Source organism: Burkholderia sp. IMCC1007, assembly GCF_027257875.1.
In the GTDB taxonomy this organism is placed as follows: Bacteria; Pseudomonadota; Gammaproteobacteria; order Burkholderiales; family Burkholderiaceae; genus Burkholderia.
Genome location: NZ_JAPVQY010000030.1, coordinates 54651 through 80832, shown reverse-complemented (window position 1 = coordinate 80832; position 26182 = coordinate 54651). Strand labels below are relative to the sequence as shown.

Genomic DNA, 26182 nt, shown 5'->3' with positions numbered 1-26182 from the left:
GAGCGGACGCGCGCGACGCTCACGCGTCCTTGTCGGTCGCCGTGCCGTCCGGATGACGGAACGCTTTCGAACGGATGCCGTGCTTCTTGAGCAGCATCTGCAGGTGCGACCGGTTCATCTCGCAACGGCGCGCGAGCTCGGCCACGGTTCCGCCGGTCTCCTGCAGCCCGCGCTCGAGGAATGCACGCTCCGCTTCGTCGCTCGCGGCGCGCTTTGCGTCGCTGAGCGACATCGGCCTGCCCGACGTGCCGTCGCTCGTCGCACGCAACGCGCTCGACGCGAGTTTCGGGCGGATGTCTTCGGGCAGGTGCTCGATATCCGCGACCTCGCCGGCGAGGCATGACAGGCGGTAGACGAGGTTGCGCAATTCGCGAATGTTGCCCGGATACGCGTAGGTCAGCAGGAAGTCGCGCAGCTTCGGCGTCGTCCTGATCGGCCTGCGCTTCAGTGCCCCGGCCGCTTCGTCGCCGAAGTACGCGAGCAGCAGCGGAATTTCGTCGCGCCGCTCGCGCAGCGCCGGCAACGTCAGGTGAATGACGCTCAGCCGATAGAACAGGTCCTCGCGAAACAGCCCCTGTTCGCTCAATTGCCGCAGATTCTTGTTGGTGGCGGCGACGATGCGCGTATCGACGGTGATCGGCTCGTCCGACCCGACCCGCTGGATCTCGTGCGACTCCAGCACGCGCAGCAGCTTGACCTGGCCCGACAGCGGCAATTCGCCGATCTCGTCGAGGAAGATCGTGCCGGTGTGCGCGCTCTCGAACTTGCCCTTGCGATCGTTTGCGGCACCCGTGAACGCGCCGCGCCGATGGCCGAACAGTTCCGACTCGAGCAGGTTGTCGGGAATCGCGCCGCAGTTCACCGAGATGTATGGCCGGTCGGCGCGCGCACCGTTCGCGTGGATGACTTTCGCCATCAATTCCTTGCCGGTCCCGCTCTCGCCGTCGATCAGCACGGGCAGATCGGTCGGCGCGGCCTTCTCGGCGATTTCGAGCGCGGCGAGCAGCTTTGGATTGTCGCCAAAAATACCCTCGAAAATGAAACTGCGCTCGATCAGTGCCTGTCGGCGTCGTTGCGCCGGGGGCGCGGCCGCTTCCGGCGCATCGGGCGCCTCAGGTGCGCCGGATGCATCGGCCGCATCGGACGTCTGCGGCGCGGCCACGGCGGCCTCGACGAAGCGCTCCTTGCGCGACATCTGCATGACTTCGTCGCGCAGGACATTCGCCTGGTTGAGCAGCTTCTCGATGTCGACACGCTCGAGTTTGGGTGCCCAGCGCAACATCGAGCGCAGGATCTCGATCTTCTCGAGCAGGCCGGCATACGAGATCGCAGAATTGCCGAATCCGTGCGGGTCGAAGAGTTTCATGCGGCACCCAGCTGTTTCTGCACGAGCTGGTAGTACATGCCGTTGAGGGCAACCAGCTCGTCGTGCGAGCCCTGTTCGACGATCGCGCCTTCGTACAGGACGAGGATCTTGTCGGCGCGCATGATGGTGCTGAGCCGGTGCGCGATGATCACCGCCGTGCGCCCCTGCAGGATTTCGTGCATGTTCGCGAGAATGTTGCTCTCCGACTGCGTGTCGAGCGACGAGGTCGCCTCGTCGAACACGAGCAGGCGCGGATCGTGATACAGCGCGCGCGCGATGCACAGCCGCTGGATCTGCCCGCCCGACAGGCCCACGCCGCGCTCGCCCACCACCTGCTCGTAGCCGAGCGGCAATTTGCTGATGAATGCATGCGCGTCGGCCATCCGTGCGACCTCCTCCATGCGGCGCCAGTCGGGGCTCGTGTCGCCGCATGCGATGTTCTCGGCGATCGAGCCCGAGAACACCAGATTGGACTGCATGACGTAGCCGATCTGCGCACGGTAGAAAGCCTTGTCGATCGCGCTCATGTCGTAGCCGTCGACCATGATCTTGCCGTCCGTGGGCGCGTAGAACCCCACGAGCAGCTTCGCCAGCGTGGTCTTCCCCGAACCGCTGCGCCCGACGATGGCCACCATCTCGCCGCGCCTGATCGTGCAGTTGATGTTCTCGAGCACGTAAGGCGTTTCGTTGCCGCCATAGCGGAAATACACGCCGTCGAAACTGATGTCGCCCTGCAGGTCGGGCAGCAACACGCGTGAGGCCAGTTCGGACGGCTGCTGCTCGGGCTCGATGTCGAGCACGTCGCCGAGCCGCTCCATCGCCACCGCCGCGTCGTTCATCAGGCTCCACATCCCGACGAGCCCCATCAGCGGCGCCAGCACGCTGCCCATGAACGCGTTGAAGGCGATCAGTTGCCCGATGCTGAGTTCATGCGCGAGCACGAGGTTCGCACCGACCCACAGGATCACGATGGTGGTCGCCGCATTCAGCAGCTGGCTGCCCAGCGCCACCACGATATTGAATGCCTGCGCACGGTACTGGACGTCGAGGGCCTTCGCATACTTGCGCTCCCACTTCAGCCTGACCGAGCGCTCGATGCCCATGCCCTTCACGGTCTCGACGCCGCCGAGCGTCTCCATCAGCAGCGACTTCGCATCGGTGGACGCGGCAAACACCTCGCGCGCATAGCCTTTCAGCTTCGGCGTCGCGAGTGCCGTGAGCGCCATGATCGGAATCACGAACGCGATCAGCACCAGCGTCATCTTCACGTTGTAGAGAAACATGATCGTGAAGTAGATGAAGATCATCAGAAGATTGAGCGCGGTGGTCACGGTGGACTCCGTCAGGAACGCCCGGATCGTCTGGTTTTCCTGGAAGCGCGCGAACACGTCCCCGCTCTTGCGGCGCGCGAAGAACGAATATGGCAGCGACATCGTATGTTTATAGAACTGCGACATCATCGCGAAGTCGAGACTGCGCACCATGAAGTTGGAAAGATGCGCGCGGATCGTGGTCATCAGCTGGGTGAACACGTTGGAAATGACGAGCCCGGCAATCAGCAGGTGCAGCAGGCTGACGTTCTGGTGCACGACCACCCCGTCCAGGATGTTCTGGATGATGAGCGGCGGTATCACGCCCAGTACCTGGATCACGAACGTCGCCAGGAACAGATACGCGAGGATCTTCCGGTACGGGTGCAGATAGCCGATGAAGCGTACCCATGGCGAACGTGACTCGGCCGGCGCCGCGGCCGGCCCGCTCGCGGTAAACAACAGACAGGTGCCGCTCCAGCCGCGTTCGAACGCCTCGACGCTCAGCTTCCTGAAGCCGAGCGCCGGATCGGCGATACGCACCCACGACTTCGATACGCCGTAGACGACGACGTAGTGGTATCCCTCCCAGTGCACGATGAACGGCAGGTCGAACCCGAGCAGCGCCTCGTACGTGCACTGCACGCCGCGCGTCGCGAAGCCGACCGCCTCGCCGGTGCGCGCGAGACTGTCGAGCGTCGCGCCCTGCGTCGTCACGTTCGCCAGATCGCGCAGCTTGCCAAGCGTCATCGCGACGCCGTAGTGACGGCAGATCATCGCGAGGCACGCTGCCCCGCAATCCATTTCCTCCGCCTGCTCGACCAGTACGAAACGCTTGATCATGCGCTCGCCGAACGCGGCGTCGGCGCCGATATCGATCTGCAGCGGGTGGCGGCGCCGTTCGGCGAGCTTCTTCTGGCGCTTCAGTTCCTGATCGACGAAACGGATGCGCTCCTCGAGCACCTCGCGCAATTTCGGGTTGCGCTCGAGCATGACGTGCACGGTCTTTTCCGGAATCACGAGCAGGCGCGTATCGGTGACGGCGGTGACGGTCGCCGCCTGCTCCTGCCGCAACAGGCACGCGCGTTCGCCGAAGATCTCGCCTGCGCCGAGCGTCGCGAGCGGATAGTCGTTGCCGTCCTCGTGGCACGAGACACTGACCTCGCCCTGACGCACGACATAGAGCCGCAGGTCGCCGCCCGGGCCCTGCCGGACGATCTCCTTGCCGGCCGCCACGCGCTTCACGCCGACGCTCGACACGTACTCCTCGAGCTCGGCGCGCGTCAGCTTGCCGCGCAGGTCGAACAGCCGCGTCACGAAGCCGCCGGCCGAGCTGATCGCGACATAGCTCGTCACGAACGACTGCGCGGCGGGATTCTCGCGCAGGATCGGCTCGATCGCGCTGCGCGGGATGCACAGCACCTCGGTCTTCGTCGACGCGCGCACCGACACCTCGTGCCAGTAGTCGCGCAGCATCGCCATTTCGCCGAACACCTCGCGTTCCTTGCGCACGCCGACGCTGGTTTCCTTGCCGCGCTCGTCGGCGATCAGCCGCACGGACCCGGATCGCAGCACGTACAGGCCCTCGGCCGGTTCGCCGCGATTGCAGACGGTGTCGCCGAACGCGTAGGTGCGCACCTGCGCGTGTGCGGCCATGCGGTCGAGTTCGTCGGGCGAGAAGAGCGACAGCGGTTCCACCGACGCGAGAAACGCCGCGAGCGATGGGGTGCTGGCCGGGGCGGGAGCTTGTGCGTCCATCGCTGCGGTTCTCCGTGATCAGCGTGCGTCGATGATGTGTTCCTGCGCGCGCGCGGCGAGCCACGCCTCGCGCAGCAGGCGGCGCACCTCCGACGCGACGTCGGCATCGAGCGCGGCCGGATGTTTCGCGGTCACCGAGAAGATTTCGAAGAACGAACCGTCGGGCGCCGCGAACGGCCCGAGCAGGTCGCCCACGCGCGCGTTGAACACCTTGGCCTCGATATCCGTCTTCAGCGAGCCGCGCAGCACCTTGCCGATCACGCCGCCGCGCTCGCTCGTATCGGCGATCGAATGCTCGCGCGCCATGTCGCCGAAGGCGCTCGGGTCGTCCTCCAGGATCGCCATCATTTCGCGTGCCTTGCCTTCCGAATCGAGGACGATGTGGCTGACCTCGATGCTGTCGAACTTCGGCGAATTGAGCTTGAAGTACGCTTCGACGGCCGCATCGCTGCACACCGTGTCGAGCGTCTTTTCCTGGTACAGCGTATCGGTGATGAATCGCTCGAACTCGTCGAGACTGACGCCGAACACGTCCAGATAGCGATTCATGTCCGCCGCGCGGTGCAGTCCGTGCACGCGGCGAAACTGGTCGGCGCGCTCCTGGATTTCCTCCGGCGTCACCTGCACGCCCATCTTCCGCGCCGCGATCACCGTCAGCCGGTCGCGGACCTGCTGTTCGACGAGGCTCTCGAACTGCCCGGTGAGCTTCAGCACGCGGATGAAATCGTCGGTGCCGATCACCTCGTCGTCGATACGCACTATTGCCGTCATCTCGTTCCCCTTGATCCTGTCAGCGGCGGTTCGCCCTGATGCGCCGCCGATGCCTCACGTCACCTGTCACCGCCTGCCTGCGTTCCACAACGCCGTGGCCGTCGCCATCAGCCCGCGATCTGCCTGAACGGGTCCAGCGCAAACCCGATCAGGCGGCGCTCGCGCACCACGATTTCCGCCGTGGCCGTCATCCCGTAGCGCAGCGGGTATTTCGTGCCGGCAATCGTGTACGCGTTGCGCACCAGCGCCACGCGGCCTTCGTACACGGGTTCCTTCGTCTGCGCCTGCGGCTTGGTCGCCGGCGAGATGTATTCGAGCGTGCCGTCGATCACGCCGTAGCGCTGATACGGAAACGCATTGAACTTGAGCTTCACGGGCAAGCCTTCATGAAGGAACGCGCGGTCCTGCTCCGCAATCGCGACCTTCACCACCGGCCGCGCATCGGACGGCGCGATGCTGCCGAGCGGTGTGTTGGCGAGGATCTTGTCGCCGGGCTGCGTCGTGGTCACATCGGTGATCACGCCGGAGACGGGCGCCAGCACGAGCAGGAAATTGTCCTTGTCGATGTTCTCGAAGCGGATGCGCGCGGCGGCATCCGCGGCGAGGCGGGCCGTCTGCACCTGCAGACGCAGCTTCTCCTCGGTGTTCGCGATGTCGCGCACCGTTGCGTCGTACTGGATGCGCAGCCCGGTCAGCGTTTCGCCGCTGCCTTCGAGTTGCGCCTTCGCCTGCGCGAACTCGTGGCTCTGCTGCGCGTCGAGCTGCGTGAGCCGCGCCTGCGCGACGCGGTAGCTGTCCTGGGCCTGCAGGTACGCGCTGCGCTTCTGTTCCACCTGGCTCTGCGACACGCCGCCGCCGCCCGGCAGCGCGAACAGGCGCGCGTACTTGTCCTGTTCGTCCCGCGCGAGATCGAGTGCGTGGCGAGCGTTGTCGATATTGCTGCGCGCTTCGTCGATCTGCGCGCGCTGCGATTGCGCGAGCTTGCTGGTGCCTTCGGCAATGCGGTTCTGATGCAGGTGCTCTTCGACCTCGATCTGCTGCTTCAGTGCGTCGGCCTTGCGCTCCATCAGCTGCTTCTTGTCCGGAAACTGCTTCCATTCGCGCTCCGCGTCGTCGAGCTTGAGGCGCGCATCGAGCGCGTTGGTCGCCGCCTCGATCGCGCCGCGCGCGTTGATCCGGCCGATCACGTCGTTCTTTTCGACCGGCTGGCCTTCGGCGATATAGATGTCCACCAGCTCGCCGTCGACCGGCGCGTAAATTCGGCGCACCTCGGACTCCGGCGCGAGCGCACCCTGCGCCGTCACGATGACATCGGCGCGGCCGACGAACGACCACAGCAGCGCACATACCACGAGCCCTACCATCGCGAGGATGGTCGCCTGCGTGAGCCGCCATGGCCGCGCGGTCAGGATCGCGATCCCTTCGGCGCTGTGATCCTCCAGCGCCTCGCCCAGCGAGCGTGGCGGCTCCGGCGGTGCCGGCTGCCGCGCGCGCTTAAGGAGATTGTCGAGCTTCACTGCGCCCTCCCGACGAAGCGAGCCGTTCCAGCGTCGCGACATGCGCAGCGAATTGCGGCGTCGCGAAGCGGAACTGCTTGAGACGATCGAGTACGGCCCGCCCGTGCCCGGCCCGCGCGTCGCTCTCGAACTGCAGATACTGCTGCAGATCGGCACGCACGGCGTCGAGGCCGGCGAGGCGCGGATAGCGCTGCTCGTCGTCGGCGAGCAGCGCCGGGAGACCGTCGAGCCGGTCGTCGTCGAGCGCCGAGCCGATCGCGCGCTGCAACCGCTCGAGCGCGGCCACGTAGACGGCGTTGTCGCTTTGCAGCCGGCGCAGCTCACTGAGCGCGTCGGCATACGGCGCGGCGAACGCGGGAACGTATGACGAAATCCGGTCGAGGCGCCGCTGATGCGCGCCCGGGTCATCGTTCCAGCGGCCGGTCAGCGCCTTGATCGGCGCCTCGTCGCGGTAGATGCGGATCGGCGCTTCCGGGCCGCCGCGCCCGGCAACGAACGCCTGCAGCTCGCCGATCCACGCCACTTCGTCGACGAGCGGCCGCGCGTCGGCGTTGTGGCGCGCGAGCGTGCGCATGTCCTGCACGACGGCACGGGCGCGGTCGAACGCGCGCGCGTTCATCGCGGCGATCCACTCCGGTACTTTCGACCGGACGAGCGCCTCGGTGCCGAGCGCGACGAACGCCGGATCGTCAGGATGGCTGACGAGCTGGCGGTCGGCGAGTTGGGCCGCCTGCGCGGTGTCGCCGCGCGCCAGCAGCGCGTGCATCTCGCGCAGCGGCGCATCACGGAAATACAGCGTCGCGAACAGCACGACGACCGCCGCGAGCAGCCCGCCGCTCCACCAGCCCAGCCGGCGCAGGTTGACGTGCCCGCTGCCGCCGACCGCCTCGCTCAGCTCCGACAGGAAGACTTCGATCCTGCCGCGCCGGTGGCGTGCGTCATGCGCGGTTTCCGCGGCGCCATGCGCGGCTTGCGGATTGACCTCGTCGTCCTGCTGAACGGCCGGCACCGTGCAGAAGATGTCGAGGAACGAATGCGCGGTATCGACGAAGGTGGTCCGGTCCGGGTCCACGGCAGCCGCATGCGCGGCGCCGTCAGGCGCCGACGACGCCGTCACGGTGGAGTCCGGCCCCGGCTCGCGCTGCACACCGACGCGATAGACGAAATGATCCCCGCCGAACGCGAGCATCGCGCCGTCGGCCAGCGGTACCGCATGCTCGTCGAGGCGCCGGCCGTCGACGAACGTGCCGTTCGTGCTGCCGAGGTCTTCCACGAACACGTCGCCGTCCTGCACGTAGATATGTGCATGACGCCGCGACAGATAGTTGACCTGATGCGGATACGCGTTCCGGTAGCACGCGAACGTGTCGTCGGTCTTGCTCACGAGGAACGGGAAGGCGGTAATGATGACCGGTTGCAGGCCGAGATCGGCACGCTCCGGCGCCAGCGTGACGACGGCCGGCCGCACCGGCTGATGCGTCGCGCGCGGCACGAACGCGACGCGGTACGCCAGCGCACCGGCGAAGCGCAGTTCGTCGCCGTCGCGCAGCAGGTGCGGCTTCTCGCCGACATCGACGCCGTTGACGGCCGTCCCGTTCTTGCTGCCGAGATCGGCGACGTAGGCCGCGCCGCCTTCAAAGAAGATGCGCGCGTGCCGCCGCGACAGGTCGGCCACCCACTCCGGCCGCGCGGACGCGAACGGCGTGTTGGTCCGCCCGACGGCAAACAGCGCGTTGTCGATCCGGATCTCGCTCAGCTCCGGATGGGAAACCGGCTTGAGCACGATGTCGAACTGCCGTTCGACCGCGGCTTGTTTCTCGGCAATCGAAGCGGCGTCTGGAACCATGATTCGGCCAACGATCGACATGCGCCCGCCAATGGACATGCGGCGCAAGAAACGCGACGCGCTTTCGAACCACCCGTGTGAAGCCGTGCCGCCGAGGCACGCGGCAGCACGATCGTGAAAAAAGTTTAGGCGACGGATGGCGGTAGTCAATCGGCCGGCATCGATCGCACGGCTGCGCAGGGCTGGCGTGTTCATTGCATCGCGTGGCCGACCGGCGTGCTGTCCGCATTCGAGATTTCGACCGCGCGCCAGCCGCCGCCGATTGCCTTGTAGAGCGTGACCGTGTCGGTCAGAATCTGCTGATGATTCGCGAGCAGCGCGAGTTCCGCGGACGCCACCGAGCGTTCCGATTCGAGCACTTCGAGCTGCGACACGAGCCCTTCCTTGAGCTGCGCCTCGACCTGCGCGGCGACGGTGCGCAGCCGCGCGCTCTGCTGCTGAAGCTGCACGCGCTGCTGCTTGTGCGCGTCGAGATCGACGAGGGCATTTTCCACCTCCTTGAACGCGGTGAACACGGTCTGCCGGTACTGCTGCTCGGCGACCTTGGTCTGCGCCTCGGTCGTCTTGATGTGCGCGCGCACGCCCGGGTCGAACATCGGCAGGTTGATGCTCGGCAGGAAGCTGAACGTGAAGGCCTTGAAGAGATCCGACAGCGCGAACGCCGCGGTGCCGCCACGCCCCGTCAGGCTGATCGACGGCAGTTGCGCCAGCTTCGCCGCGCCCACTTCGTCATACGATTCGAGCACGCGATACTGCGCGGCGACGACATCCGGCCGGCGCGCGAGCAGTTGCGCGGGCAGCCCCATCGGCACGTCCGGCAGCTTGACGCGCTGCCGGAGATGGCCCGTAGGCATCCTGAATTCGCCGGCCGGCACGCCCAGCAGCGTCGCGAGCGCGTTCTCGGCCGTGTCGCGCGAGCGCTGCAGCTCGATCAGTTCGTTCGCGAGCCCGTTGATCTCCGCGCTCTGGCGCAGCACTTCCGTCTGCGGCGCGACGCCGTTCGCCAGCATCGACTGGTAGATCGCGAGGATCTTCCGGTTCTTGTCGAGCGTGCGCTGCTCCTGCTCGATCTGGTCGTCGAACTGGAGGATCCGGAAATACGTGCTCGACACGTCGGCGACGAGCGTCAGGTAGCCGGCGCGCCAGTCCGCCTCGGTCGCGCGGTATTCGGCCTTCTGCGCCTGCACGCCTTTCTCGACCTTGCCCCAGACGTCGATCTCCCAGTTCACCTGGCTGCCGAGGTTGTAGGACTTCGACAGCGTTTGATGCGTGTTCTTCTCGAAGTCCACGCCCGCACCGAGGTCGGCGCTCGGCAGCGCGCCGGCCTGGACTTCCCCGACCTGCGCGCCGGCCACGCCGATGCGTGCGGCCAACACCTTGATATCGACGTTGCCTGCGATGGCCTTGTCGATGAGCGCGTCGAGCGTCGGATCGTCGAAACTCTTCCACCATTCGGCGTTGACCGCGTCCGACGCGGACACCGGCTGGTGCGCGTGCGCCCACGTCGCTTTTGCCGGCATCTCCGGGCGCTGGTAAGCGGGTATGTTCAGGTCCATGCAGCCGGACAGCAACGCCGCACATGCGCCGGCGGAACCCGCAATGCGGGCCAGCGAACGTATGAGGCCGCGGCAGTTGTGCGTGGCAGTCGGCGACGGATGAGTGTTCACGATCGACTCCTTGGAGGAACGCGGCGGCGACGCTGGACACGGATGGAAGTGTTGGTGTCGGTACGGCAGCGTGGCACGCTCGCGTCTCATCTCGCATGAGGCATGCCAGCCGCGCGCGGGATCGGCGGGAATCGCGCGGGGCGGCGTGCAGACGCGGGCCCGCGTGGCGACGATGGGATTTTGTCGAAGTGCGTGGCGCACCCGGATCAACGGTGCGTGATGGTTCGTCGCAGACAGTTCGGGCTCGGGAAGTCGTGTACGCACCGACACTCGGAGCGGTTTTGTCGACGTGCGCGACACACCCGGATCAACGGTGCGTGATGGTTCGTCGCAGATGGTTCGGGCTCGGGACGTCGCGTACGCACCGACACTCGTGCCACGGGCGGCCGCGTTGCCGTGCGGCGCCTATTCGCTCGCGCGAGCACGCGCACGCGCACGCGCAGGCTGCGCGAGCATCGATCGCCGGGCGCGACGTCACTTCACGTAGATCGTGATTTTCTTCGAGTAGACCGGCGGTTTTTGCGGTACGTGGTTGGCGTCGCCCATCAACAGCTGCAGCGTGTGCTTGCCTGGCGGAAGCTCCAGCGTCGTTTCGGTCTCGCCCGCGCCGAAATGCAGGTGACTCCGGTCGGACGGAATCGGCTGGTCCATCGGCGGCAGGTCCGTATCGACCAGCAGGTGATGGTGGCCCGTATTCGGAAACTGCACGTGCGACGGCGCGACGCCCATGTCGCGCAAGCCGAACCACACCCGGAACGGACGTCCGGCCGGCAGCACCTGGCCGTCGTTGGGCCAGCCGATGTAGACGACGGCCTTCGCGGACTGCGCGCCGGTCTGCGCGGTCGTTGGCCCCGACCATAGCAGCGTCACGGCAACGGCGAAGAGGATGAGCTTGTTCATGGCGTCAATTCCCGGTTCGGGCGGCAGGCGCGGCGTCGCGCGCTACTTGACCGTGATCGTGATCTTCTTCGAGTACACCGGCGGATCGTGCGGCACGTGATCGTGGTCGCCCATCAGCAGCTGCAGCGTATGCTTGCCCGGTGGCAGCTCGATGCGCGCTTCGGTTTGACCGGCGCCGTAATGGAGATGATTCCGGTCCGATGGTATCGGCTGGTCCAGCGGCGGGAGATCGGCATCGATCAGCAGGTGATGATGGCCCACGTTGGGCCGCTCGATGCCTTTCGGGCAGATACCCATGTTGCGCAAGCCCATGCGTACCCAGAACTTGCCGCCCGTGATCGTCGCACCGTCCGACGGCCAGATGATGTACACCTCGGCGCCGGGCGGCGAAGGCGTACGTCCGGCGGCAAACGCGATCCTCGGCGTCAGGACGGTGGCGGCCAAAGCCAACAACGTAGCTCTTCTTCGCATCGTGTTGCTCCTCGCGTGGGTGGCGGCTCGCGGCGTCGGACAGTGGAGCGTGTCTAACAGCTTAGGACGTAATCGGCGGAACACACAAACGGATCGCGAATGGTGATGGGCGGATAGCGATGCGGGTGCGCACATGTCTGTTTTTTGCAAAAGCCGCGGGTGGATCCGGTGATCGCCGCCAATTGCACGTGCTATCTTGAATGTGTCCTGCCGTGCCCGGGCCCGCCGCAAGCCGGCATTGCCCGCCCGCGGCCGGACACCCGGCAACGGCTGCGCTCCGCCTTCGGCACCTCGTCCGACGGCGCATCTCGAGGGGCTGAATATGTGGCGAATACTCTTGCCCGCATGCCTGTTTGCGTCGATCACGGTGGCGTCGAGCAACTGCTCCGGGGCAGACGTACATCCTGTTGCAGCAGCGCCCGCCGCTTCCGCGCGCGCGCGGTCGGTCGAGCCGCATCGCGTCGCGCTCGTGATCGGCAACGGTGCATATCGCGACCATCCGCTCGCCAATCCCGTTCATGACGCCGATGCGATGGGCCATGCGCTGCAGGCGCTCGGCTTCGATGTCATCACGTTGCAAGACGCGACCCGTCAGCAGATGCTCGACGGGCTTGCCGCGTTCGAGCACCGCATCGCGGCCAGCGGCACCGGGCTCGTCTATTTTGCGGGCCACGGCGCGCGCGTCGGTGGAACGACGTGGCTCGCACCGGTCGATGCCGACGTGGGCTCCGCGGCCGGCCTGTCGCGAACGGGGATCGACCTGCAGACCGTGTTCGATGCGACGACGTTGCGGCCGCACCGCGAGCGCATTGATCTGATCATTCTGGATTCCTGCCTGACTGCGCTCGCCGGCGCCAGCAGCGCGGCGGTCGACAAGCCGCCGCCGCATACGCTCGTCGCATACGCGGCGGCGCCCGGCGAAGGCGCGGCCGACGGTGCAACGCATGGCGTCTACACGGCAGCGCTGCTGCAGACGCTCGCGATGCCGGGGCTCGGTATCGCGCAGGTCTTCGACCGTGCGGGCGCGATGGTCGACCATGCCACCGGGCATCGGCAGATGCCGTGGGTCGCGTCGTCCCTTTCCGGTGCCGCGGCGACGTTGGCGTTCAGCGGGTCGCGTCGCTCGGGAGCCGGCAGCAGCGAACCACGATCCGCCGTGCTGGCCGATGTCGGTGCCATCGCGCTCGATAGCCGTGGCGTGATGCCGAAAGACAGTACCGAACAGTATGAAATCACCTTCTGGGAGTCGATCAAGGACAGCAAGGAAGCAGGCGACTACGAAGCCTATCTGAAGACCTACCCGAACGGGCGCTTCGCGCAGTTGGCGCAGGCGCGCCTCGCACGACTGCGCGCGACCGCGCCGAAGGCGCCCGCGGCATCCGCGGCGTCCGCACCCGCACCGACGGCGAGTCCCGCACCGGCCCCTGCCCCCGTTCCGGCGCCGGCGCACGTGCCGCCGCCGTCGGCATCGACGTCGGCACCGCCTGCGCATACGCCTGGATCACCGACGAAGGCTGCACCTGCCGCCGTAGTCGCCGCACCATCGGCAGCACCGCAGAAAGGCGGTGCGACGGCCGCCGGTGAATTCCGGGATTGCCCTGCATGCCCCGCCATGCTGACGGTCAATCCCGGGGCCTTCGCGATGGGCAGCAACTCGGGCGATCCATCGGAAAAACCTGCGCATCGCGTGACGCTCGATCATTCCTTCGCGCTCGGCAAGTATGTGGTGACGGTCGCGCAATGGAACGCGTGCCGCGATGCGGGCGCGTGTCCGCGCCTGTCCAGCGACAGCAATGCGGCAGCGAATGCGCCTGCGCGCGACCTGAGCTGGGACGATGCGCAACTGTACGTGAAGTGGCTGTCCAAGATAAGCGGCAAGCCTTACCGGCTGCCGACCGAGGCTGAATGGGAGTTCGCGGCCCGTGGCGGCACCGCGACGCGCTACTGGTGGGGCAACGAGATGCGCCCGGGCAACGCGAACTGCAAGGATTGCGGTTCACCGTGGCACGCCGATGCACCGGACAACGTCGGCTCGTTCGCGGCCAATCCGCTTGGCTTTTACGACATGGCGGGCGGCGTATGGGAATGGGTCAGCGATTGCTGGCACGCCACGTACAAGAACGCGCCTGCCGACGGCCGCTCGTGGGACGAGCCGAACTGCCAGGTCCGCGTCATTCGCGGCGGCTCGTGGCGGGACGGTGCCGGCTACATGCCCGTCTCGACACGCTTCAAGTACGACAGCAGCGTACGTTATTCCGCGAACGGGTTTCGCGTGGCACGGGACCTGAAGTAGCGCGATACCGATCCGATCGGGAAGTGACACGAAGACACGCGGCCCGCGCCTTGCTCCCCGCTGGATGCGCAACATCCCAGGTTGCGATCAGGAGCTTGAAATGGCAAACCAAGAGCAACAGAAGGGCAAACCTGCAGGCGGCACGAAGTCCGGCGAGAAGTCGGGTGAGAGGCCGGGCGAGAAGTCGGGTGAGAAGTCCGGCGGGAAGTCGGCTGAGAAGTCCGGCGAGAAGTCGGCTGAGAAGTCGGCTGAGAAGTCGGCTCAGAAGTCGGGTGAGAAGTCCGGCGAGAAGTCGGCTGAGAAGTCGGGTGCGAAGTCGGCTGAGAAGCGCGACGATGCGCAGTCCAGCGACGATGCGCAATCCACGTTCGAAACCGATATTTCCGAAACCGACGACGAAGGCACGACGGTACGTCAGGCCGAGGTTCGCAAGGACGACCTGTCCGAAGTGAAACCGCCCGCCTCCGGCTCGACGCGCTGAGCGTCAGGAACGGCGTGCCGCCGATGCGCGACACGCCCTCTTCCACTCTCGGGTCGGGCACGCGACCGATACGCGTGTGCCGGCTTGCCGAGCGCCTCGGCATTGCGGGGCGTTGCGGTGTGGTGCGATCGCCCGAGCTTGCCTTCGTCACGCTTCGTCGCCAGCCTTCCGAGTGCGCGTGTCTCATCCGGTGCGACGCCGCGACGGGCCGCGCTTCCGGCGCCGTGTTTTTTCTGGCGTCGTTGCAATTTCTGCCTCCGGCCCGCGCCGCCCGACCCTTCCGCTCCCTCCTGCGGCCACGTGCGGACCACCATCGTGAATCTATGACTGCCCGGGCGGTGGCATCACAAAGAGGCGTTCATCCCACACCACGGGTTGCGGATCCGTCACGGCGATTCGCGTGGCGTCGGGATGCGTGGGATCCACGGGCACGTGAACGCTGCGCGGACGACTACGGAATCAATCGCACCCGACTTGCCCGCTAGTGCGCTATCGGGGTGGGTGCGTTACTCCAATCGCCTTTGCCTTTCGAACTCGATCGGCAAAGGATGATGCCAGCACTTTCCGCATGACTGCCAGTTGCACTTGATGGACTGCCCAACTTCGAAGGACGGGTCGTTGTCGACACCAACAATCCGATTGAAGCACCTTTGTTCAAGCCTATAGACCTTGGAACACGCGCATCGAGCGAAGTTGTCGCCGATTTGGTTCCCGGTGCCCGGGTGGTTAAAGGATTCAACCATCTCCAACCACACCTGTTGTCTGGCGACCCCTCAAGTGAGGGAGGCAAGCGCGTGTTGTTTTATTCCGGCGACGATTTGGCAGCCAAGCACGTCGTCGGTGCATTGATTGAGCGACTTGGTTTTTTCGGCATTGACCTGGGCTCTCTCGCGATGGGTGCGCCTTGTTCAATTCCCCGGCGGCCCCTTGCCATCTCTCAATCTCGTGAAGTTCGGCTGATCCGCAACCCACGTTTCAGACGATGCAGCACATTCTCGCACGGCATGCCGACTGCAAATGCGGACGTGCTTAACGCCGAACTGCTGGCCTTCAGCAAAGCCTAACTTCACAACTTGCGCGGGCTACCGCGTAACGGCGCGCCAATCGAATCGACTGTTGATGCGATTCGAGCGCGCTCGCTTCGGAGAAACCATGCTAGCCAAACCTATCGAAGTCGCAATCGAATTCTTTAATCGCTGGAGTGCCAATCGAATCGACGAGGCACTTTCAATGCTAGCGGAGGACGTGCTCTACGATAACGTGCCTTTCCCCGACATCACTGGACGTGAGAATGTGCGTAAATTCCACAAGGATTTCGGCATTGGAAGCACCTTCACCGTAGACTGGAAGGTTACACAAATTGCCGCGAACGGCAACGTTGTACTGAACGAGCGTATCGACGTCTTCGTTCACGAACGCGGCGGAAGAATCACGCTTCCGGTGATGGGTACGCTGACCATAGAGAACGGCATCATTACCGTATGGCGTGACTATTTCGACCCCGCCGCATTCGATCAGCAGATGAAGCAGATACAAACATAATCTGCTCACTGCGCAGTCGGAACTGTTTTCGCATATGGCGTGGTGACACATTCAGCCATCACGCGTTTGCCTCATCGGCCAGCGCAAGTGATATACCAATATCGATACTGCGCTGGACGAGAGCTCTCGCCGACGAAAGGCGTGCCTGCTCGTACCGTACAAGCGCAGCGTCCACCGACGATGAAGTCTCAAGAGCGGTCGCGAGCGCCGCAACTGCATCTCCCGCGGCCTTTGATGTTCCCAAGCCTATGTGGGGCCTCGCCAGCGCTTCAGCATCCCCAATCAAGGCGATACGTCGGCCGACGTACTTCTCAGGCATGAAGTCGGAAAATTCCTTGAATCCACGGCTTCGAACCCGCTGTCGTGAGAGACGCGCACTGCGTGTGCTCGCACATACGGGCTCGCTGGTCGAGATCAAGCGCGTGTCGGTCAAGCGGGGGCCATCGTAGGCACTGAATTGCGCCGCCTGAACGCGGTCCACGCAAAGCTTCGCCGCACGCGCGCCCCCAACACCGATCGCCGAGCGTCTCGATCCCGACTCAACCGGCGCGTTACTTCGTGTTGTCAGCGAGCAGCTTCAGATCCGTCACGCTGTAAGCCAGCGACCCGCGGAAGCCGGCACCCACGCGCAGCGGCTGGAGATCCGAAATCTCTTCGCCATCCACGAGCGGGAACACCAGCTTGCCCTCCCCGGCCCACACGTTCGCGATCTGCGCGTTGTCCGTCACCGACAGCACCAGCTCGTTCACTGCCGGCGCGTCATGTTGACCCGCGGCAAGACGCGGGAAGTACCGCAGGTTCACCACCGGTCTCCCGGCGATGCTGAGCGTCGACACGTCTTCCACCACCGATTGCAGCTTGACCTCCGCCCGCGCGATGCGCTGCCCTGCCGTCGACGCCGTCGCGCCAAAGCGGGTACCCGCTGCCACCGGTGCGGCCGCCGGGCTCGGCGCCGCGAACGAGCGCGTTTGATGCACCTGCCCGTAGCGCTTCGGGAAGCCTTGAATCAGGCCGCGCATGATCGCCGAATCGTTGTCCACGAAGATGTACGGGCAGAACGAAACCGGCTTGCCATCGTAGATCGCGTCGACCAGCACGAAGAATTCGCGGTACTGGTAGCGCGCCGGGTCAAGCATTTCATCGTTCTCGCCGGTGAACTGCCAGTCGATGAAAAGCGCTGTCGCGTGGCCGGGCGATGCCGGGTCGAGCGTCAGCCCTTTCGGCAGCACGGCCGCCACAGCAGCAGGATCGGCCCAGAACTCGACGAGCAGAAAGTCGCCCGAGTAGTGCCACGGCGGCGGCGGTGCGATGCTCGACAGACCGCGGGGCGAGAAAGGAACGGCATACGGCTTGGACATGATGACTCCAGGATGAGTGAACAAAAATAATCGACGCATGTGCGTCAGCTGGCGTCCGGGGTGGTGCGAGCGTTGTCGCCCCGGATCACTGCATTGCGGCCGGCGAGCCCGTTGCCGGGCGACCAGTTCTCGCTCGCTACTTCGATGAGGTTGACGAACACGTCCGCGGGCTCGACGCCCGGATCGGACTGCAGCGTCTCGACGAGGTGCTGGTAAAAGCGTTGCTTGTCCTCGGCGCCGCGCCCGGCGGTCAGCGTGATCTGGATCAGCAGGAGACCCGGGCTGCGCTCGAACGGAAACGTCATGTTCGCGAGGAAATCGGCGTCCTCATGTTCGGTGACGGTCATGAAGAACGTCTGCGGATGAACCCCGAGGGCTGCCTGCAGCGACGCGTGGATTCCCTTCATAACCGCGGTACGAAACTGCGGCGACTTTCCCTTGCGCATCGAAACGTGCGTCATTGGCATACAGGACTCCGATCGTTCAGCGTCACGCCAGGTGGCGGACCTTTTTCAGGTTGATCAGGAATACATATCCTGATCGCCGTAGGTGGAAACGTTCGACCGACTGCGATACTGCGGGGCCTGGATGACGGCCTCGACCAGCATCGAACCGCACCGCGCCGGACTGCGTGCAACACCGTATGCGCTGATCCTAACTTTTCGGATATTCTGCAAAAATACGGCCAGATCCGAAATATTGTTACGTCATGCGCAAAAATCTCGACTATGGGTTACTCCACGCGATGACCGCATTCCTGCGGGTCGTGGACGCCGGAAGCTTCACGGCTGCGTCGGAACACATGGGGCTCACGACCGCGCAGGTGTCGCGGCTCGTTTCAGAGCTGGAGAACCGTTTGCAGACCAAACTGCTGCAGAGGACGACCCGGCGTCTCTCGGTCACAAGTGCCGGCGAGCGCTACGCCAATCAGTGCCGCACCATCCTGGAACTGGTCACTGAAGCCGAAGACGAAGCAAGCGGAGCACGTATTCAACCGACCGGCCGATTGCGCGTGCTGTGCATGGCGAGTTTCGGCGACCGCTACGTGGTGCCGCTCGTGGCAAAGTATTGCGCGATGTATCCGGCTGTCACGGTTGAATACAGTGCGTCGCAATATGTGCCGGATCTGCTGGCCGAGGGGGTGGACGTCAGTGTCTATCTGTCAAGGAAGCTGCCGGATTCCAGCATGGTGGCGCAGCAGCTCGGCGCGATTCACGGCGTGCTGTGCGCAGCGCCCGACTACCTCGAACGCCACGGCTCGCCCAAGACCCCCGAGGATCTCGCTCGCCATGCTTGCCTGCGCCTCGTCAATCCATCCACGACGCCGCATTGGGAGCTGACCGACGGAAAGGCCAGCTATTCGATCGAGCCCGAAGGGCCACTGGTGGGCGATCATCCCGAGGCCGTGTTGTATTCGGCATGCCGCGGGCTGGGCATTGCGCTGCTGCCGGGCTTCGCGGTAGTCGACGCGTTGCGCAGCGGCGAACTCGTGCACGTCATGCCGCGATGGCGCTCGCCGGACGTCGGCGTCTATGTGCTGATGCCATCACGCAAGTTTCTCGAAGCAAAGACGCACGCGTGGATCGAGTTGCTGAAGGCAGATCTGCCGGCAGCCATGGCGCGTGACGTCATTCTGGTCAGCGCTGCCCGCCAGTCGGGACGGCGTCGAGACGCGGCGTCATCGATGTCCAAGCGCCCGTCCGACCGATAGTGTTTTTTGAGCGGGACATGACCGCCCATGGCGCCAGGCAGTGCGATCGGCACGATCCTGTCGACACGCTGCATCGCCGGCACGCCCCACATTGGCTGTGCCGTTTCGCCGGGCCGTTCGTCAACTGACTGCTTTATGACGGGCTGCCGTCCGTCTGTAGCAGCATGCCGAATGATCGTTGACGATGCCTACGGCTTGCATCCATGCGTACACGATGGTCGGCCCGACGAACTTGAATCCCTTTTTCTTCAGATCTTTCGAGATTCGCTCGGAAAGAGGCGAACGCGATATCCAGCTTTTCCCATCCCCCTGCAAGCTCTTGCCATCGGTGAATGACCAACAGAAGTCGCTGAAGCGCTCGCCCCGACCTTCCATTTCGCAGTAAATCTGCGCTCCGCGAATCGTGGCCTCGATCTTTGCCCGGGAGCGGATGATGCCAGGATCGGCCATCAACCTCAGGATGTCGTGCTCACCGTAGCGGGCGACCGTCGCCGGATCGAAGCCCGCAAACGCATTGCGGAACGCATCGCGCTTGCGCAGCACGATGATCCAGGCCAGCCCGGCTTGAAATCCTTCAAGCATCAGCGTTTCCCACATGAGACGCGAGTCGCGAATCGGCACGCCCCACTCGTGGTCGTGATACGCCTGCATCAGCGGATCGCCGTCAGCCCACTCGCAGCGAGTGACCGGTCTCTTGTCGATCATTCGTTTATCGTCCGTTGTTGTCGATACGCGCTCGCATGCTCATGCAGTCGGAATCGTGCCGCCATCGATCACATACTCGGCTCCTGTAATCGCCGCAGCGTGCGGGGACGTCAGGAACGCGATGAGATTCGCCACTTCGGCAGGCGTCGATGGCCGTCCGAGCGGAATGCCGCCAAGCGAATCCATGATGATCTGCTTACCGCCTTCGTAGTCGGTGCCCGCCTGCTCGGCGAGCCGCTCCGCGAAAGCGACCGCGGCTTCGGTTTCGACCCACCCGGGCGCCACCCGGACGACACGAATGCCCTTGCGCGAGACTTCCTTCGACAAGCTCTTGCTATAGGTCGAAAGCGCGGCCTTCGCCGCCGCATAGGCCGTGGTCGATTCCGGCAACGGAAGCGCGCGCTGGATCGACGTGACATGAATGATGACCCCCGCGCGTTGTGCCAGCATGCCCGGCAACAATGCGCGATCCAGTCGGACGGCGGGCAACAAATTGAGGTTCAACTCGTTCTGCCACTCGTCTTCGCCCAATACGGCGAAGCCTCCGGCCGGTGCCCTTGAACCGCCCACGACGTGGACCATGACGTCAACGCCGCCAAAGTTTTCCTGCACTGCCCGGGCCACGGCGTCGCAGCCCTCGACCGTCGCGAGATCCGCCGCGACGAAGATGTCGGCCGGCGTATCGGCCGGTTGTTTTCGCGCCGTGGTGAGTACCCGCGCGCCGAGTTCGCGAAACAAGCCGACGACGGCCTTTCCGACACCCATGGTGCCGCCTGTCACCAACACACGCTTGTCCTTCAATTCCAAAGTCATCGACATCAGCGGATCTCCAGTGCGCTGATCCTGTCGCCCGCCAGATCGAACACATGGTCGAGTTGCACCGGGCTGCCGGGAAAGTTGCCGGCAACCCGGGCCGCAATCGTCAATCGCTCGCCGCTTCCGGAAGCGGCGACAGGCTCGACCGTGAACGCGTATTTCTTCCGCGACTCGAGATTCCACGACTCGATCGCGTCGTGCCCGCGGTACGTGTGCCCCTCGTCGACGACGACCGCGTCCTGCGTGAAGCATTGAGCCGCCCGAGCCGTGTCGGAGCCATTGCTGAAATCGAAGTAGGTGCGAATTGAATCCGGTAGTGAAAGGATCATGGCTGCATTCTCGCTGTGAGCTATCCTGCCGGGTATTCTCGTCATAGACTAACCATTCCACAAGAACGCACTGAAAAGTAAGCTACTGAACCATGGGAAAGGAATACACGCCAGCGACTGCCGCGCTGGGGGTAGAACAAGCGATCCAGCTGCTCGAAGGCCGATGGAAATTGATTATTCTTTTCCATCTCTTCGGCGGGAAAGTGCAACGCTATTCTGATTTCGAGAAGTTGATTCCCGGTATTTCTCAAAAGATGCTGGCGCAGCAACTGAGGCAACTGGAAGCCGACGGAATCGTTTCGCGAAAGCTCTATGCGCAGGTGCCGCCGAAGGTCGAGTACCGACTCACGGATTGGGGACAGGCTCTGTGCCCTGCCCTGGATGCGATGCTGAAATGGGCGGAGCAACGCGAGCGCTTTCCGTCATCACCCGATGACGACGCGTCTCCAGAACCGCAATGAACCCGGACAGCAAGCCGTTCTTCAAACCCGGGCTGCGGTCGAATCGATCCCAGTCAACGCGTGTTCCAAATCATCAGCCGGAGTGATCGGCCCCCTTCCCGCGAGATTCCGGGCCCAGGTCACGACATGAATCGGCCAAGGCCGCGCGGCGGCACACTTCGCGAATCCCGTACTACGACCACGATACGCCGGGCGCACCGCTTGCCATGAGCCTGCGCCGCCGCCTTTGATCTTTTTGAGCATCGAAATGCGACTTTTGCGGCTTATCCGGATCAGCCTGCGCTTCTAAAGTGGAGTCACCCCGAACCAACGGGCCTCTACTTTCCGATCAAGGAGCCAGTCATGAGCCGCATCGCCATCCCCGCCGTCGAGTCCGCTACCGGTGCCACCGCCGACGTCTACGCACAAGTCCGCAAGATCGCCGGCGGAACCGTCCCCAATCTGTTCGCCGCCGTCGGCCATCTCGCGCCGAACGCGCTCGCCGCCGTGCTCAATGCCGAAGGCGCGCTCGCGGGCGGCTCGCTGAGCAAGCAGGATCTCGAAACGATCAAGCTGCTCGTCAGCGCGGAGACCGGGTGTGACTACTGCGTCGCCGCACACAACCTCCTCGGCAAGATGACCGGGCTATCGGCCGATGCGCTGCGCGCGATCCGCTCGGGCCACGCGAACACCGGCGACCCGAAGCGCGATGCACTGATCCGCTTCGTATCCGCCCTGCAGCGCACGAGCGGGACGCTCTCCGAAGACGATGTCGACGCGATCCGCGAAGCCGGCTACACCGACACGCAGCTGGCCGAAATCTCGCTGGCCATCGCGCTGACGATCTTCACCAACACGTTCAACCGCATCAACGACACAGTCGTCGATTTCCCGCCCGTGAAGTAAGCGGTAGCGGCATCCGGTCCGGACGCGGTTCGACGCCACGGCATCAATCGCGCCCGTCGCCGGATGCCCGTCGCCGGACGCCCGTCGCCGGATGCCCGTTCCCACCTGCCTCGCCGCGACGGGCGCGCGCGTTCGACAGCTACCCGGCATCGCGCGCCCACAAACGTCACGACACCCCCATGCCTGCCGGGAATGGGAGTTATTCACCCCGCCCTGCTACCGACACGCTCGGGCGTCGACGAAGATGGGTTCCACGACGAGCCACCGCTCGCCGGCCGGACCAACCGGCTCCTTCCACACACAGGAGATTCGCCATGTCGCTCCAGGACAAACTCGACGCATTCAAGGCCGACTTCAAGGCGGGCAAGCCGCCGTACAATGCACCGCCCGACATCCACCCGATCATGGAGCGCGCGACGGCCGAGCTGATTGCCAGCGGCCAGGCCGCGCGCGCGATCAAAGCCGGCGACCTCGCACCGACGTTCCGCCTGAAGGATCAGGACGGCAACGACGTATCGTCGGCGGACCTGCTCGCCAAAGGGCCGCTCGTCGTCACGTTCTATCGCGGCGTATGGTGCCCGTATTGCAACCTCGAATTGCAGGCACTGAACGAAGCGCTGCCGGCGCTCCGCGAGCTCGGCGCAAACGTGGTGGCGATCTCGCCGCAGACGGCCGTCAACAGCCGCAAGTCGGTCCGCACCAACCAGCTCGGCTTCCCGGTACTGAGCGACGTGAACGGCGAGACGGGCGCCGCGTTCGGGCTGCGCTTCGCGCTGCCGGACTATCTCGTCGACCTGTACAAGGCACTGAAGAACGATTTGCCGGCCTTCAACAACGACCCGAGCTGGACGTTGCCGATGCCCGCGCGCTACGTGATCGGCCAGAACGGGATCGTGCTGTATTCGGAAGTCAATCCCGACTATACGCATCGTCCCGATCCGTCGGAGATGTTCCCGGTGATCGAAAACGCCACGCACGCGTGAGCGACGCACCAGCGGCGCGTTCGAGTTCATCCATCGATACGGATTCCTTCATGACTTCACGCACTTTTCTCATCACCGGCGCGACCAAGGGGATCGGACGCGCCCTCTCCGAACGTCTGGTGCGCGGCGGCCACCATGTGATCGGCCTCGCGCGCGACGACGCGGATTTTCCCGGTGAGCTCGTCCGCGTCGATCTCGGCGACCGCGCAGCGACCGATGCCGTCCTGGCCGCGCTGCTGCGGCGGCACGCGATCGACGGCGTCGTGAATAACGTCGGCCTCGTTCGACCACAACTGATCAGCGATGTGACGCTTGCTGACCTCGACGACGTGCTGCGATTGAACCTCCACCCGGCGGTCCAGACGGTGCAGGCGCTGCTGCCCGGCATGCGCGAGCGCGGCTGGGGGCGCGTCGTCAACATTTCGAGCCTGACCGTGCTCGGCATCGTGCAACGCACCGCATACGCGGCCGCGAAAGCCGCGCTCGTGAGCTTCTCGCGGTCGTGGGCACTGGAGCTCGCGAGCACGGGCATCACGGTCAACGCGGTCGCACCGGGGCCGACCGAAACCGAACTGTTCCGTGCCAACAATGCGCCGGGCAGCGAAGGCGAGCGCCGCTATCTGTCCGCGGTACCGATGGGGCGATTCGGCCGCCCCGACGAAATCGCGGCGACGATCGCGTTCCTGCTGTCGGACGACGCAGCGTTCATGACCGGGCAGACGCTTTACGTCGACGGCGGCGCGTCGATCGGCAAGGCACCGTTCTGAACGACGCGCGCGCAACCGCGCGCGCGATGCACGGTTTCAGGCCGCCGGCGCGACGTCCTGCCCGGCGAGCACCTGCTCGACGAATTCGACGAAAGCGCGCGCACGCGCGGTCACGAGCCGGCCGGCCGGGAAGACGGCCCACAGGTCGATCGGCGGCAATTCCCAATCGGTCAGCACGGCCTGCACCGCGCCCGATGCGAGATCCGGCGAGAACATCCAGCGCGACGCGACCGCGAGCCCCATGCCGGACAGCACGGCGGTCCGCATCCCTTCGGCCGCGCTCACCCGCAACCGGCCGGACACGGCCACCGCGACTTCGGTGCCATTGCGGCTGAACGACCACGCTTCCCCGCCGCCGCGCTGCGAATAGACGATCGCCTGGTGGCGCGCGAGTTCAGCCGGCGCATTCGGCACACCGGCCCGCTCGAAATACGCGGGCGTGCCGACAACGAGCCGCGGACTGCGTGCGATGCGGCGCGCGATCATCGACGAGTCGATCAGCGTGCCCATGCGCAGCGCGACGTCGGTGCCCTCTTCCAGCAGATCGATGTTGCGGTCGTCGAGCACGAGGTCGATCTCCAGATCGGGATGACGGCTCAGAAATGTGTCGAGCAGCGGCAGCACATGCAGGCAGGTAAACGACACGGCCGCGCTGATGCGCAGCTTGCCGGACAGGCTCGACGACGCATCGCGCACGATGTGTTCGGCCTCATCCGCCTCGCGGATCACGCGCTTCGCATGTTCGTAGAAACGCTGGCCGGCGTCGGTCGGCGTGAGCCCGCGCGTCGAGCGCAGCAGCAGGCGCGCGCCGAGCCGCGCCTCGAGCTGCGCGATCGACTTCGAGATCGCGGGCTGGCCGAGATTCATCCGCTTCGCCGCGGCCGAGAACGAACCGGCTTCCACGACGCTGACGTAGGTTTCCATTGCCGCGAGGCGGTCCATCGGCTGCATCTCCAGGTTCGGGGGCGTCGGCGCAAATTGTAGTACGCCGCGATCGTCGCGCGCGCCGCCGGCCCATCGGGCTGCGGCAATAATGCCTGTCGCCGCGAACCGTGCTCTGCGCTACACCGCGGCGGCCCGCACATGGGCCGCTTCTATCCGGCGCCGGCTGCGGCGTCGCCGTGCAGTTTGTCAGACGGATCGGCGGGCGCCGCGCCGTCGAACGCCTGCCGCCGCCAATCGCCGGGCGTCATGCCCATCCAGCGCGTGAACACGCGGCGAAATGCCGAGACCGACTGGTAACCGACATCGCCGGCGACAGCCTCGACGCTCGCCGACGGCCTGCGCAGCGCATTCGCTGCGACGCTCATCCGGATATCCGTCAGCAGATCGAGCGCCGAGTGCCCGAGCTTCGCCTGGAAGTGACGCATGAACGTCGCGCGCGACATGCTACAGCGGGCCGCGAGTTCCGGCAGCGTCCACGGCTTCGCGGGATCGTCGAGCATCGCAGCGATCGCCGGCGCGAGACGCGGATGGCCGGCCAACGCAAGCAGACCGGCCGGCGCGTGGCCCGACTCACTGACGGCCCGCAGCGCGAGCGCGAACAAGGCCGCAGACAACGCGTTCAGGATCGCGATGCCCCCCAGTTGCTGGGCGAGCGATTCGGCTCGCATCAGCTCCACGAGCGCGCTCAGACGTGCGGCCGCGTCGAGCGAGCCGGCCGGATCGGCCGTGCCGCCGTCCGGCGTCGCACGCACGACGAGGTTCGGTGGCAAGTGGCGCCGGATCAGACGATCATGCGGCGGCGCCACGTAGAAGCGCCCGCACAGCATGTCCAGCCGCTCGCCCGTTCCCGCGTTCTCGCCGATCAGCACATGGCCGCCCGGCCGCGCGACCGCCGGCACCGGCGGCAGGCCGCTGCCGTCGTGCAGCAGGTGCGGGGCGCCGTGCGGCAGCAGCGCGATGTCGCCGCTGCCGAGTTCGCGCATCGTGCCGTCTTCGGGATTCTCGAGGATCGCGCGGCCGCGCAGCACGACGTGGTACGGAATCTCGCGCGCCGGCGAGCGCTCGTAGGCGACGGCCCACGGCGCACCGAACGCGCAACGGATTTCGAGGTTTCCCGTGACCGTGACGAGCGCCATGAAGCGGCTGAGCCAGTCGGAGTCGATCGTCATGATGGATTCGGCGAGGCAGATCGGTGAAGGTCGTTGTACGCGGCGGACCGCTTCCGGTTGCGATCGGAATTATCGCGCGGGAAGCGGACGCGACGCACGCGAGCCATACCGGTATCGCACTCCCCGGCCCG

General features: G+C 65.3%; 25 protein-coding genes and 1 pseudogene. 10 read left to right on the top strand and 16 right to left on the bottom strand.

The genetic code is table 11. The annotated features are described in order from the left end of the window. Positions 1 to 19: 19 nt before the first annotated feature. The 8 genes from O1Q03_RS23735 to O1Q03_RS23700 all read right to left on the bottom strand — a co-directional run bounded on the left by O1Q03_RS23735 (position 20) and on the right by O1Q03_RS23700 (position 11606). Positions 20 to 1366 carry a sigma-54 interaction domain-containing protein gene (locus O1Q03_RS23735; protein WP_269506460.1) on the bottom strand — a complete coding sequence of 449 codons (1347 nt, stop codon included), beginning with the start codon at positions 1364 to 1366 and terminating at the stop codon, positions 20 to 22. Then, complete coding sequence (locus O1Q03_RS23730) at positions 1363 to 4434, bottom strand: peptidase domain-containing ABC transporter (protein WP_269506459.1); 3072 nt, start codon at positions 4432 to 4434, stop codon at positions 1363 to 1365. The genes O1Q03_RS23735 and O1Q03_RS23730 overlap by 4 nt, the downstream gene beginning before the upstream one ends. 18 nt (positions 4435 to 4452) lie before the next feature. Further along, complete coding sequence (locus tag O1Q03_RS23725; protein ID WP_269506458.1) at positions 4453 to 5205, bottom strand: peptidylprolyl isomerase; 753 nt, start codon at positions 5203 to 5205, stop codon at positions 4453 to 4455. A 107-nt stretch (positions 5206 to 5312) separates the two neighbouring features. Next, positions 5313 to 6722, bottom strand: coding sequence for an HlyD family efflux transporter periplasmic adaptor subunit (locus O1Q03_RS23720; RefSeq protein WP_269506457.1), 1410 nt, complete (start codon positions 6720 to 6722; stop codon positions 5313 to 5315). After that, positions 6700 to 8568, bottom strand: coding sequence for an FHA domain-containing protein (locus O1Q03_RS23715; RefSeq protein ID WP_269506456.1), 1869 nt, complete (start codon positions 8566 to 8568; stop codon positions 6700 to 6702). Before O1Q03_RS23715 ends, O1Q03_RS23720 begins: the two co-directional genes overlap by 23 nt. A 191-nt stretch (positions 8569 to 8759) precedes the next feature. After that, positions 8760 to 10235: an efflux transporter outer membrane subunit gene (locus O1Q03_RS23710; protein WP_442865828.1), complete on the bottom strand. Its 1476-nt coding sequence runs from the start codon at positions 10233 to 10235 to the stop codon at positions 8760 to 8762. Between the two features lie 474 nt (positions 10236 to 10709). Beyond that, entirely contained in the window at positions 10710 to 11135 is a 426-nt protein-coding gene (locus tag O1Q03_RS23705) for a DUF4399 domain-containing protein (protein WP_269506455.1), read from the bottom strand. Between the two features lie 42 nt (positions 11136 to 11177). After that, positions 11178 to 11606, bottom strand: a complete 429-nt coding sequence (locus tag O1Q03_RS23700) for a DUF4399 domain-containing protein (protein ID WP_269506454.1) — start codon at positions 11604 to 11606, stop codon at positions 11178 to 11180. A 322-nt stretch (positions 11607 to 11928) separates the two neighbouring features. Here O1Q03_RS23700 and O1Q03_RS40245 point away from each other — a divergent pair. The 5 genes and pseudogenes from O1Q03_RS40245 to O1Q03_RS23680 form a co-directional block, all read left to right on the top strand. After that, positions 11929 to 12678, top strand: a pseudogene (locus O1Q03_RS40245) (caspase family protein); the annotation flags it as partial. Next, complete coding sequence (locus O1Q03_RS40240; protein ID WP_442865830.1) at positions 12664 to 13899, top strand: formylglycine-generating enzyme family protein; 1236 nt, start codon at positions 12664 to 12666, stop codon at positions 13897 to 13899. The pseudogene O1Q03_RS40245 and the gene O1Q03_RS40240, both read left to right, overlap by 15 nt. 100 nt (positions 13900 to 13999) lie before the next feature. Beyond that, on the top strand, positions 14000 to 14380 hold the full coding sequence (locus O1Q03_RS23690; protein ID WP_269506475.1) for a hypothetical protein: 381 nt from the start codon (positions 14000 to 14002) through the stop codon (positions 14378 to 14380). A gap of 650 nt (positions 14381 to 15030) precedes the next feature. Continuing rightward, complete coding sequence (locus O1Q03_RS23685; RefSeq protein ID WP_269506452.1) at positions 15031 to 15444, top strand: NADPH-dependent F420 reductase; 414 nt, start codon at positions 15031 to 15033, stop codon at positions 15442 to 15444. A gap of 88 nt (positions 15445 to 15532) precedes the next feature. Further along, entirely contained in the window at positions 15533 to 15922 is a 390-nt protein-coding gene (locus tag O1Q03_RS23680) for a limonene-1,2-epoxide hydrolase family protein (RefSeq protein ID WP_269506451.1), read from the top strand. 58 nt (positions 15923 to 15980) lie between these two features. Here O1Q03_RS23680 and O1Q03_RS23675 read toward each other — a convergent pair whose 3' ends face one another. The 3 genes from O1Q03_RS23675 to O1Q03_RS23665 form a co-directional block, all read right to left on the bottom strand. Then, positions 15981 to 16241: a hypothetical protein gene (locus O1Q03_RS23675; protein WP_269506450.1), complete on the bottom strand. Its 261-nt coding sequence runs from the start codon at positions 16239 to 16241 to the stop codon at positions 15981 to 15983. A 232-nt stretch (positions 16242 to 16473) separates the two neighbouring features. After that, complete coding sequence (locus O1Q03_RS23670; protein ID WP_269506449.1) at positions 16474 to 17280, bottom strand: acetoacetate decarboxylase family protein; 807 nt, start codon at positions 17278 to 17280, stop codon at positions 16474 to 16476. Between the two features lie 44 nt (positions 17281 to 17324). Next, positions 17325 to 17687 carry a tautomerase family protein gene (locus O1Q03_RS23665; protein ID WP_269506448.1) on the bottom strand — a complete coding sequence of 121 codons (363 nt, stop codon included), beginning with the start codon at positions 17685 to 17687 and terminating at the stop codon, positions 17325 to 17327. 302 nt (positions 17688 to 17989) lie between these two features. Between O1Q03_RS23665 and O1Q03_RS23660 the strand changes: the two genes are divergently transcribed. Further along, on the top strand, positions 17990 to 18991 hold the full coding sequence (locus tag O1Q03_RS23660) for a LysR family transcriptional regulator (RefSeq protein ID WP_269506447.1): 1002 nt from the start codon (positions 17990 to 17992) through the stop codon (positions 18989 to 18991). Positions 18992 to 19111: 120 nt separating this feature from the next. On the opposite strand, the gene O1Q03_RS23655 is transcribed toward O1Q03_RS23660, so the two are convergent. The 3 genes from O1Q03_RS23655 to O1Q03_RS23645 are packed head-to-tail and all read right to left on the bottom strand — an operon-like array spanning position 19112 to position 20841. Then, positions 19112 to 19696, bottom strand: a complete 585-nt coding sequence (locus O1Q03_RS23655; protein WP_269506446.1) for a DNA-3-methyladenine glycosylase I — start codon at positions 19694 to 19696, stop codon at positions 19112 to 19114. Positions 19697 to 19735: 39 nt separating this feature from the next. Further along, a complete protein-coding gene (locus tag O1Q03_RS23650) occupies positions 19736 to 20515 on the bottom strand; it encodes an SDR family oxidoreductase (protein WP_269506445.1) in 780 nt (259 codons plus the stop codon). Beyond that, entirely contained in the window at positions 20515 to 20841 is a 327-nt protein-coding gene (locus O1Q03_RS23645; protein WP_269506444.1) for a nuclear transport factor 2 family protein, read from the bottom strand. The genes O1Q03_RS23650 and O1Q03_RS23645 overlap by 1 nt, the downstream gene beginning before the upstream one ends. A gap of 92 nt (positions 20842 to 20933) precedes the next feature. Here O1Q03_RS23645 and O1Q03_RS23640 point away from each other — a divergent pair, with 92 nt between their 5' ends. The 4 genes from O1Q03_RS23640 (at position 20934) to O1Q03_RS23625 (ending at position 23937) form a co-directional block, all read left to right on the top strand. Continuing rightward, on the top strand, positions 20934 to 21302 hold the full coding sequence (locus O1Q03_RS23640; RefSeq protein WP_269506443.1) for a winged helix-turn-helix transcriptional regulator: 369 nt from the start codon (positions 20934 to 20936) through the stop codon (positions 21300 to 21302). A gap of 342 nt (positions 21303 to 21644) precedes the next feature. After that, on the top strand, positions 21645 to 22187 hold the full coding sequence (locus O1Q03_RS23635) for a carboxymuconolactone decarboxylase family protein (RefSeq protein ID WP_269506442.1): 543 nt from the start codon (positions 21645 to 21647) through the stop codon (positions 22185 to 22187). Between the two features lie 314 nt (positions 22188 to 22501). Then, the gene (locus tag O1Q03_RS23630; RefSeq protein ID WP_269506441.1) at positions 22502 to 23170 is read left to right on the top strand and encodes a peroxiredoxin-like family protein; all 669 of its coding nucleotides are present in this window, start codon (positions 22502 to 22504) and stop codon (positions 23168 to 23170) included. Between the two features lie 50 nt (positions 23171 to 23220). Continuing rightward, positions 23221 to 23937 carry an SDR family oxidoreductase gene (locus tag O1Q03_RS23625; protein WP_269506440.1) on the top strand — a complete coding sequence of 239 codons (717 nt, stop codon included), beginning with the start codon at positions 23221 to 23223 and terminating at the stop codon, positions 23935 to 23937. 36 nt (positions 23938 to 23973) lie between these two features. On the opposite strand, the gene O1Q03_RS23620 is transcribed toward O1Q03_RS23625, so the two are convergent. Both O1Q03_RS23620 and O1Q03_RS23615 read right to left on the bottom strand, forming a co-directional pair. Further along, on the bottom strand, positions 23974 to 24879 hold the full coding sequence (locus O1Q03_RS23620) for a LysR family transcriptional regulator (protein ID WP_269506439.1): 906 nt from the start codon (positions 24877 to 24879) through the stop codon (positions 23974 to 23976). Between the two features lie 152 nt (positions 24880 to 25031). Beyond that, entirely contained in the window at positions 25032 to 26051 is a 1020-nt protein-coding gene (locus O1Q03_RS23615) for a cupin domain-containing protein (RefSeq protein ID WP_269506438.1), read from the bottom strand. Positions 26052 to 26182 lie beyond the last annotated feature (131 nt).

What these genes read in the sequence shown, in the direction of transcription:
- O1Q03_RS23735 (WP_269506460.1), bottom strand. Translation starts at nt 1,366, where the DNA reads ATGAAACTCTTCGACCCGCACGGATTCGGCAATTCTGCGATCTCGTAT.
- O1Q03_RS23675 (WP_269506450.1), bottom strand. Translation starts at nt 16,241, where the DNA reads ATGCCTGAGAAGTACGTCGGCCGACGTATCGCCTTGATTGGGGATGCT.
- O1Q03_RS23680 (WP_269506451.1), top strand. Translation starts at nt 15,533, where the DNA reads ATGCTAGCCAAACCTATCGAAGTCGCAATCGAATTCTTTAATCGCTGG.
- O1Q03_RS23640 (WP_269506443.1), top strand. Translation starts at nt 20,934, where the DNA reads ATGGGAAAGGAATACACGCCAGCGACTGCCGCGCTGGGGGTAGAACAA.
- O1Q03_RS23625 (WP_269506440.1), top strand. Translation starts at nt 23,221, where the DNA reads ATGACTTCACGCACTTTTCTCATCACCGGCGCGACCAAGGGGATCGGA.
- O1Q03_RS23670 (WP_269506449.1), bottom strand. Translation starts at nt 17,280, where the DNA reads ATGTCCAAGCCGTATGCCGTTCCTTTCTCGCCCCGCGGTCTGTCGAGC.
- O1Q03_RS23645 (WP_269506444.1), bottom strand. Translation starts at nt 20,841, where the DNA reads ATGATCCTTTCACTACCGGATTCAATTCGCACCTACTTCGATTTCAGC.
- O1Q03_RS23725 (WP_269506458.1), bottom strand. Translation starts at nt 5,205, where the DNA reads ATGACGGCAATAGTGCGTATCGACGACGAGGTGATCGGCACCGACGAT.
- O1Q03_RS23700 (WP_269506454.1), bottom strand. Translation starts at nt 11,606, where the DNA reads ATGCGAAGAAGAGCTACGTTGTTGGCTTTGGCCGCCACCGTCCTGACG.
- O1Q03_RS23660 (WP_269506447.1), top strand. Translation starts at nt 17,990, where the DNA reads ATGCGCAAAAATCTCGACTATGGGTTACTCCACGCGATGACCGCATTC.
- O1Q03_RS23655 (WP_269506446.1), bottom strand. Translation starts at nt 19,696, where the DNA reads ATGATCGACAAGAGACCGGTCACTCGCTGCGAGTGGGCTGACGGCGAT.
- O1Q03_RS23665 (WP_269506448.1), bottom strand. Translation starts at nt 17,687, where the DNA reads ATGAAGGGAATCCACGCGTCGCTGCAGGCAGCCCTCGGGGTTCATCCG.
- O1Q03_RS23635 (WP_269506442.1), top strand. Translation starts at nt 21,645, where the DNA reads ATGAGCCGCATCGCCATCCCCGCCGTCGAGTCCGCTACCGGTGCCACC.
- O1Q03_RS23620 (WP_269506439.1), bottom strand. Translation starts at nt 24,879, where the DNA reads ATGGACCGCCTCGCGGCAATGGAAACCTACGTCAGCGTCGTGGAAGCC.
- O1Q03_RS23690 (WP_269506475.1), top strand. Translation starts at nt 14,000, where the DNA reads ATGGCAAACCAAGAGCAACAGAAGGGCAAACCTGCAGGCGGCACGAAG.
- O1Q03_RS23730 (WP_269506459.1), bottom strand. Translation starts at nt 4,434, where the DNA reads ATGGACGCACAAGCTCCCGCCCCGGCCAGCACCCCATCGCTCGCGGCG.
- O1Q03_RS23705 (WP_269506455.1), bottom strand. Translation starts at nt 11,135, where the DNA reads ATGAACAAGCTCATCCTCTTCGCCGTTGCCGTGACGCTGCTATGGTCG.
- O1Q03_RS40240 (WP_442865830.1), top strand. Translation starts at nt 12,664, where the DNA reads ATGCCGTGGGTCGCGTCGTCCCTTTCCGGTGCCGCGGCGACGTTGGCG.
- O1Q03_RS23650 (WP_269506445.1), bottom strand. Translation starts at nt 20,515, where the DNA reads ATGTCGATGACTTTGGAATTGAAGGACAAGCGTGTGTTGGTGACAGGC.
- O1Q03_RS23615 (WP_269506438.1), bottom strand. Translation starts at nt 26,051, where the DNA reads ATGACGATCGACTCCGACTGGCTCAGCCGCTTCATGGCGCTCGTCACG.
- O1Q03_RS23715 (WP_269506456.1), bottom strand. Translation starts at nt 8,568, where the DNA reads ATGGTTCCAGACGCCGCTTCGATTGCCGAGAAACAAGCCGCGGTCGAA.
- O1Q03_RS23630 (WP_269506441.1), top strand. Translation starts at nt 22,502, where the DNA reads ATGTCGCTCCAGGACAAACTCGACGCATTCAAGGCCGACTTCAAGGCG.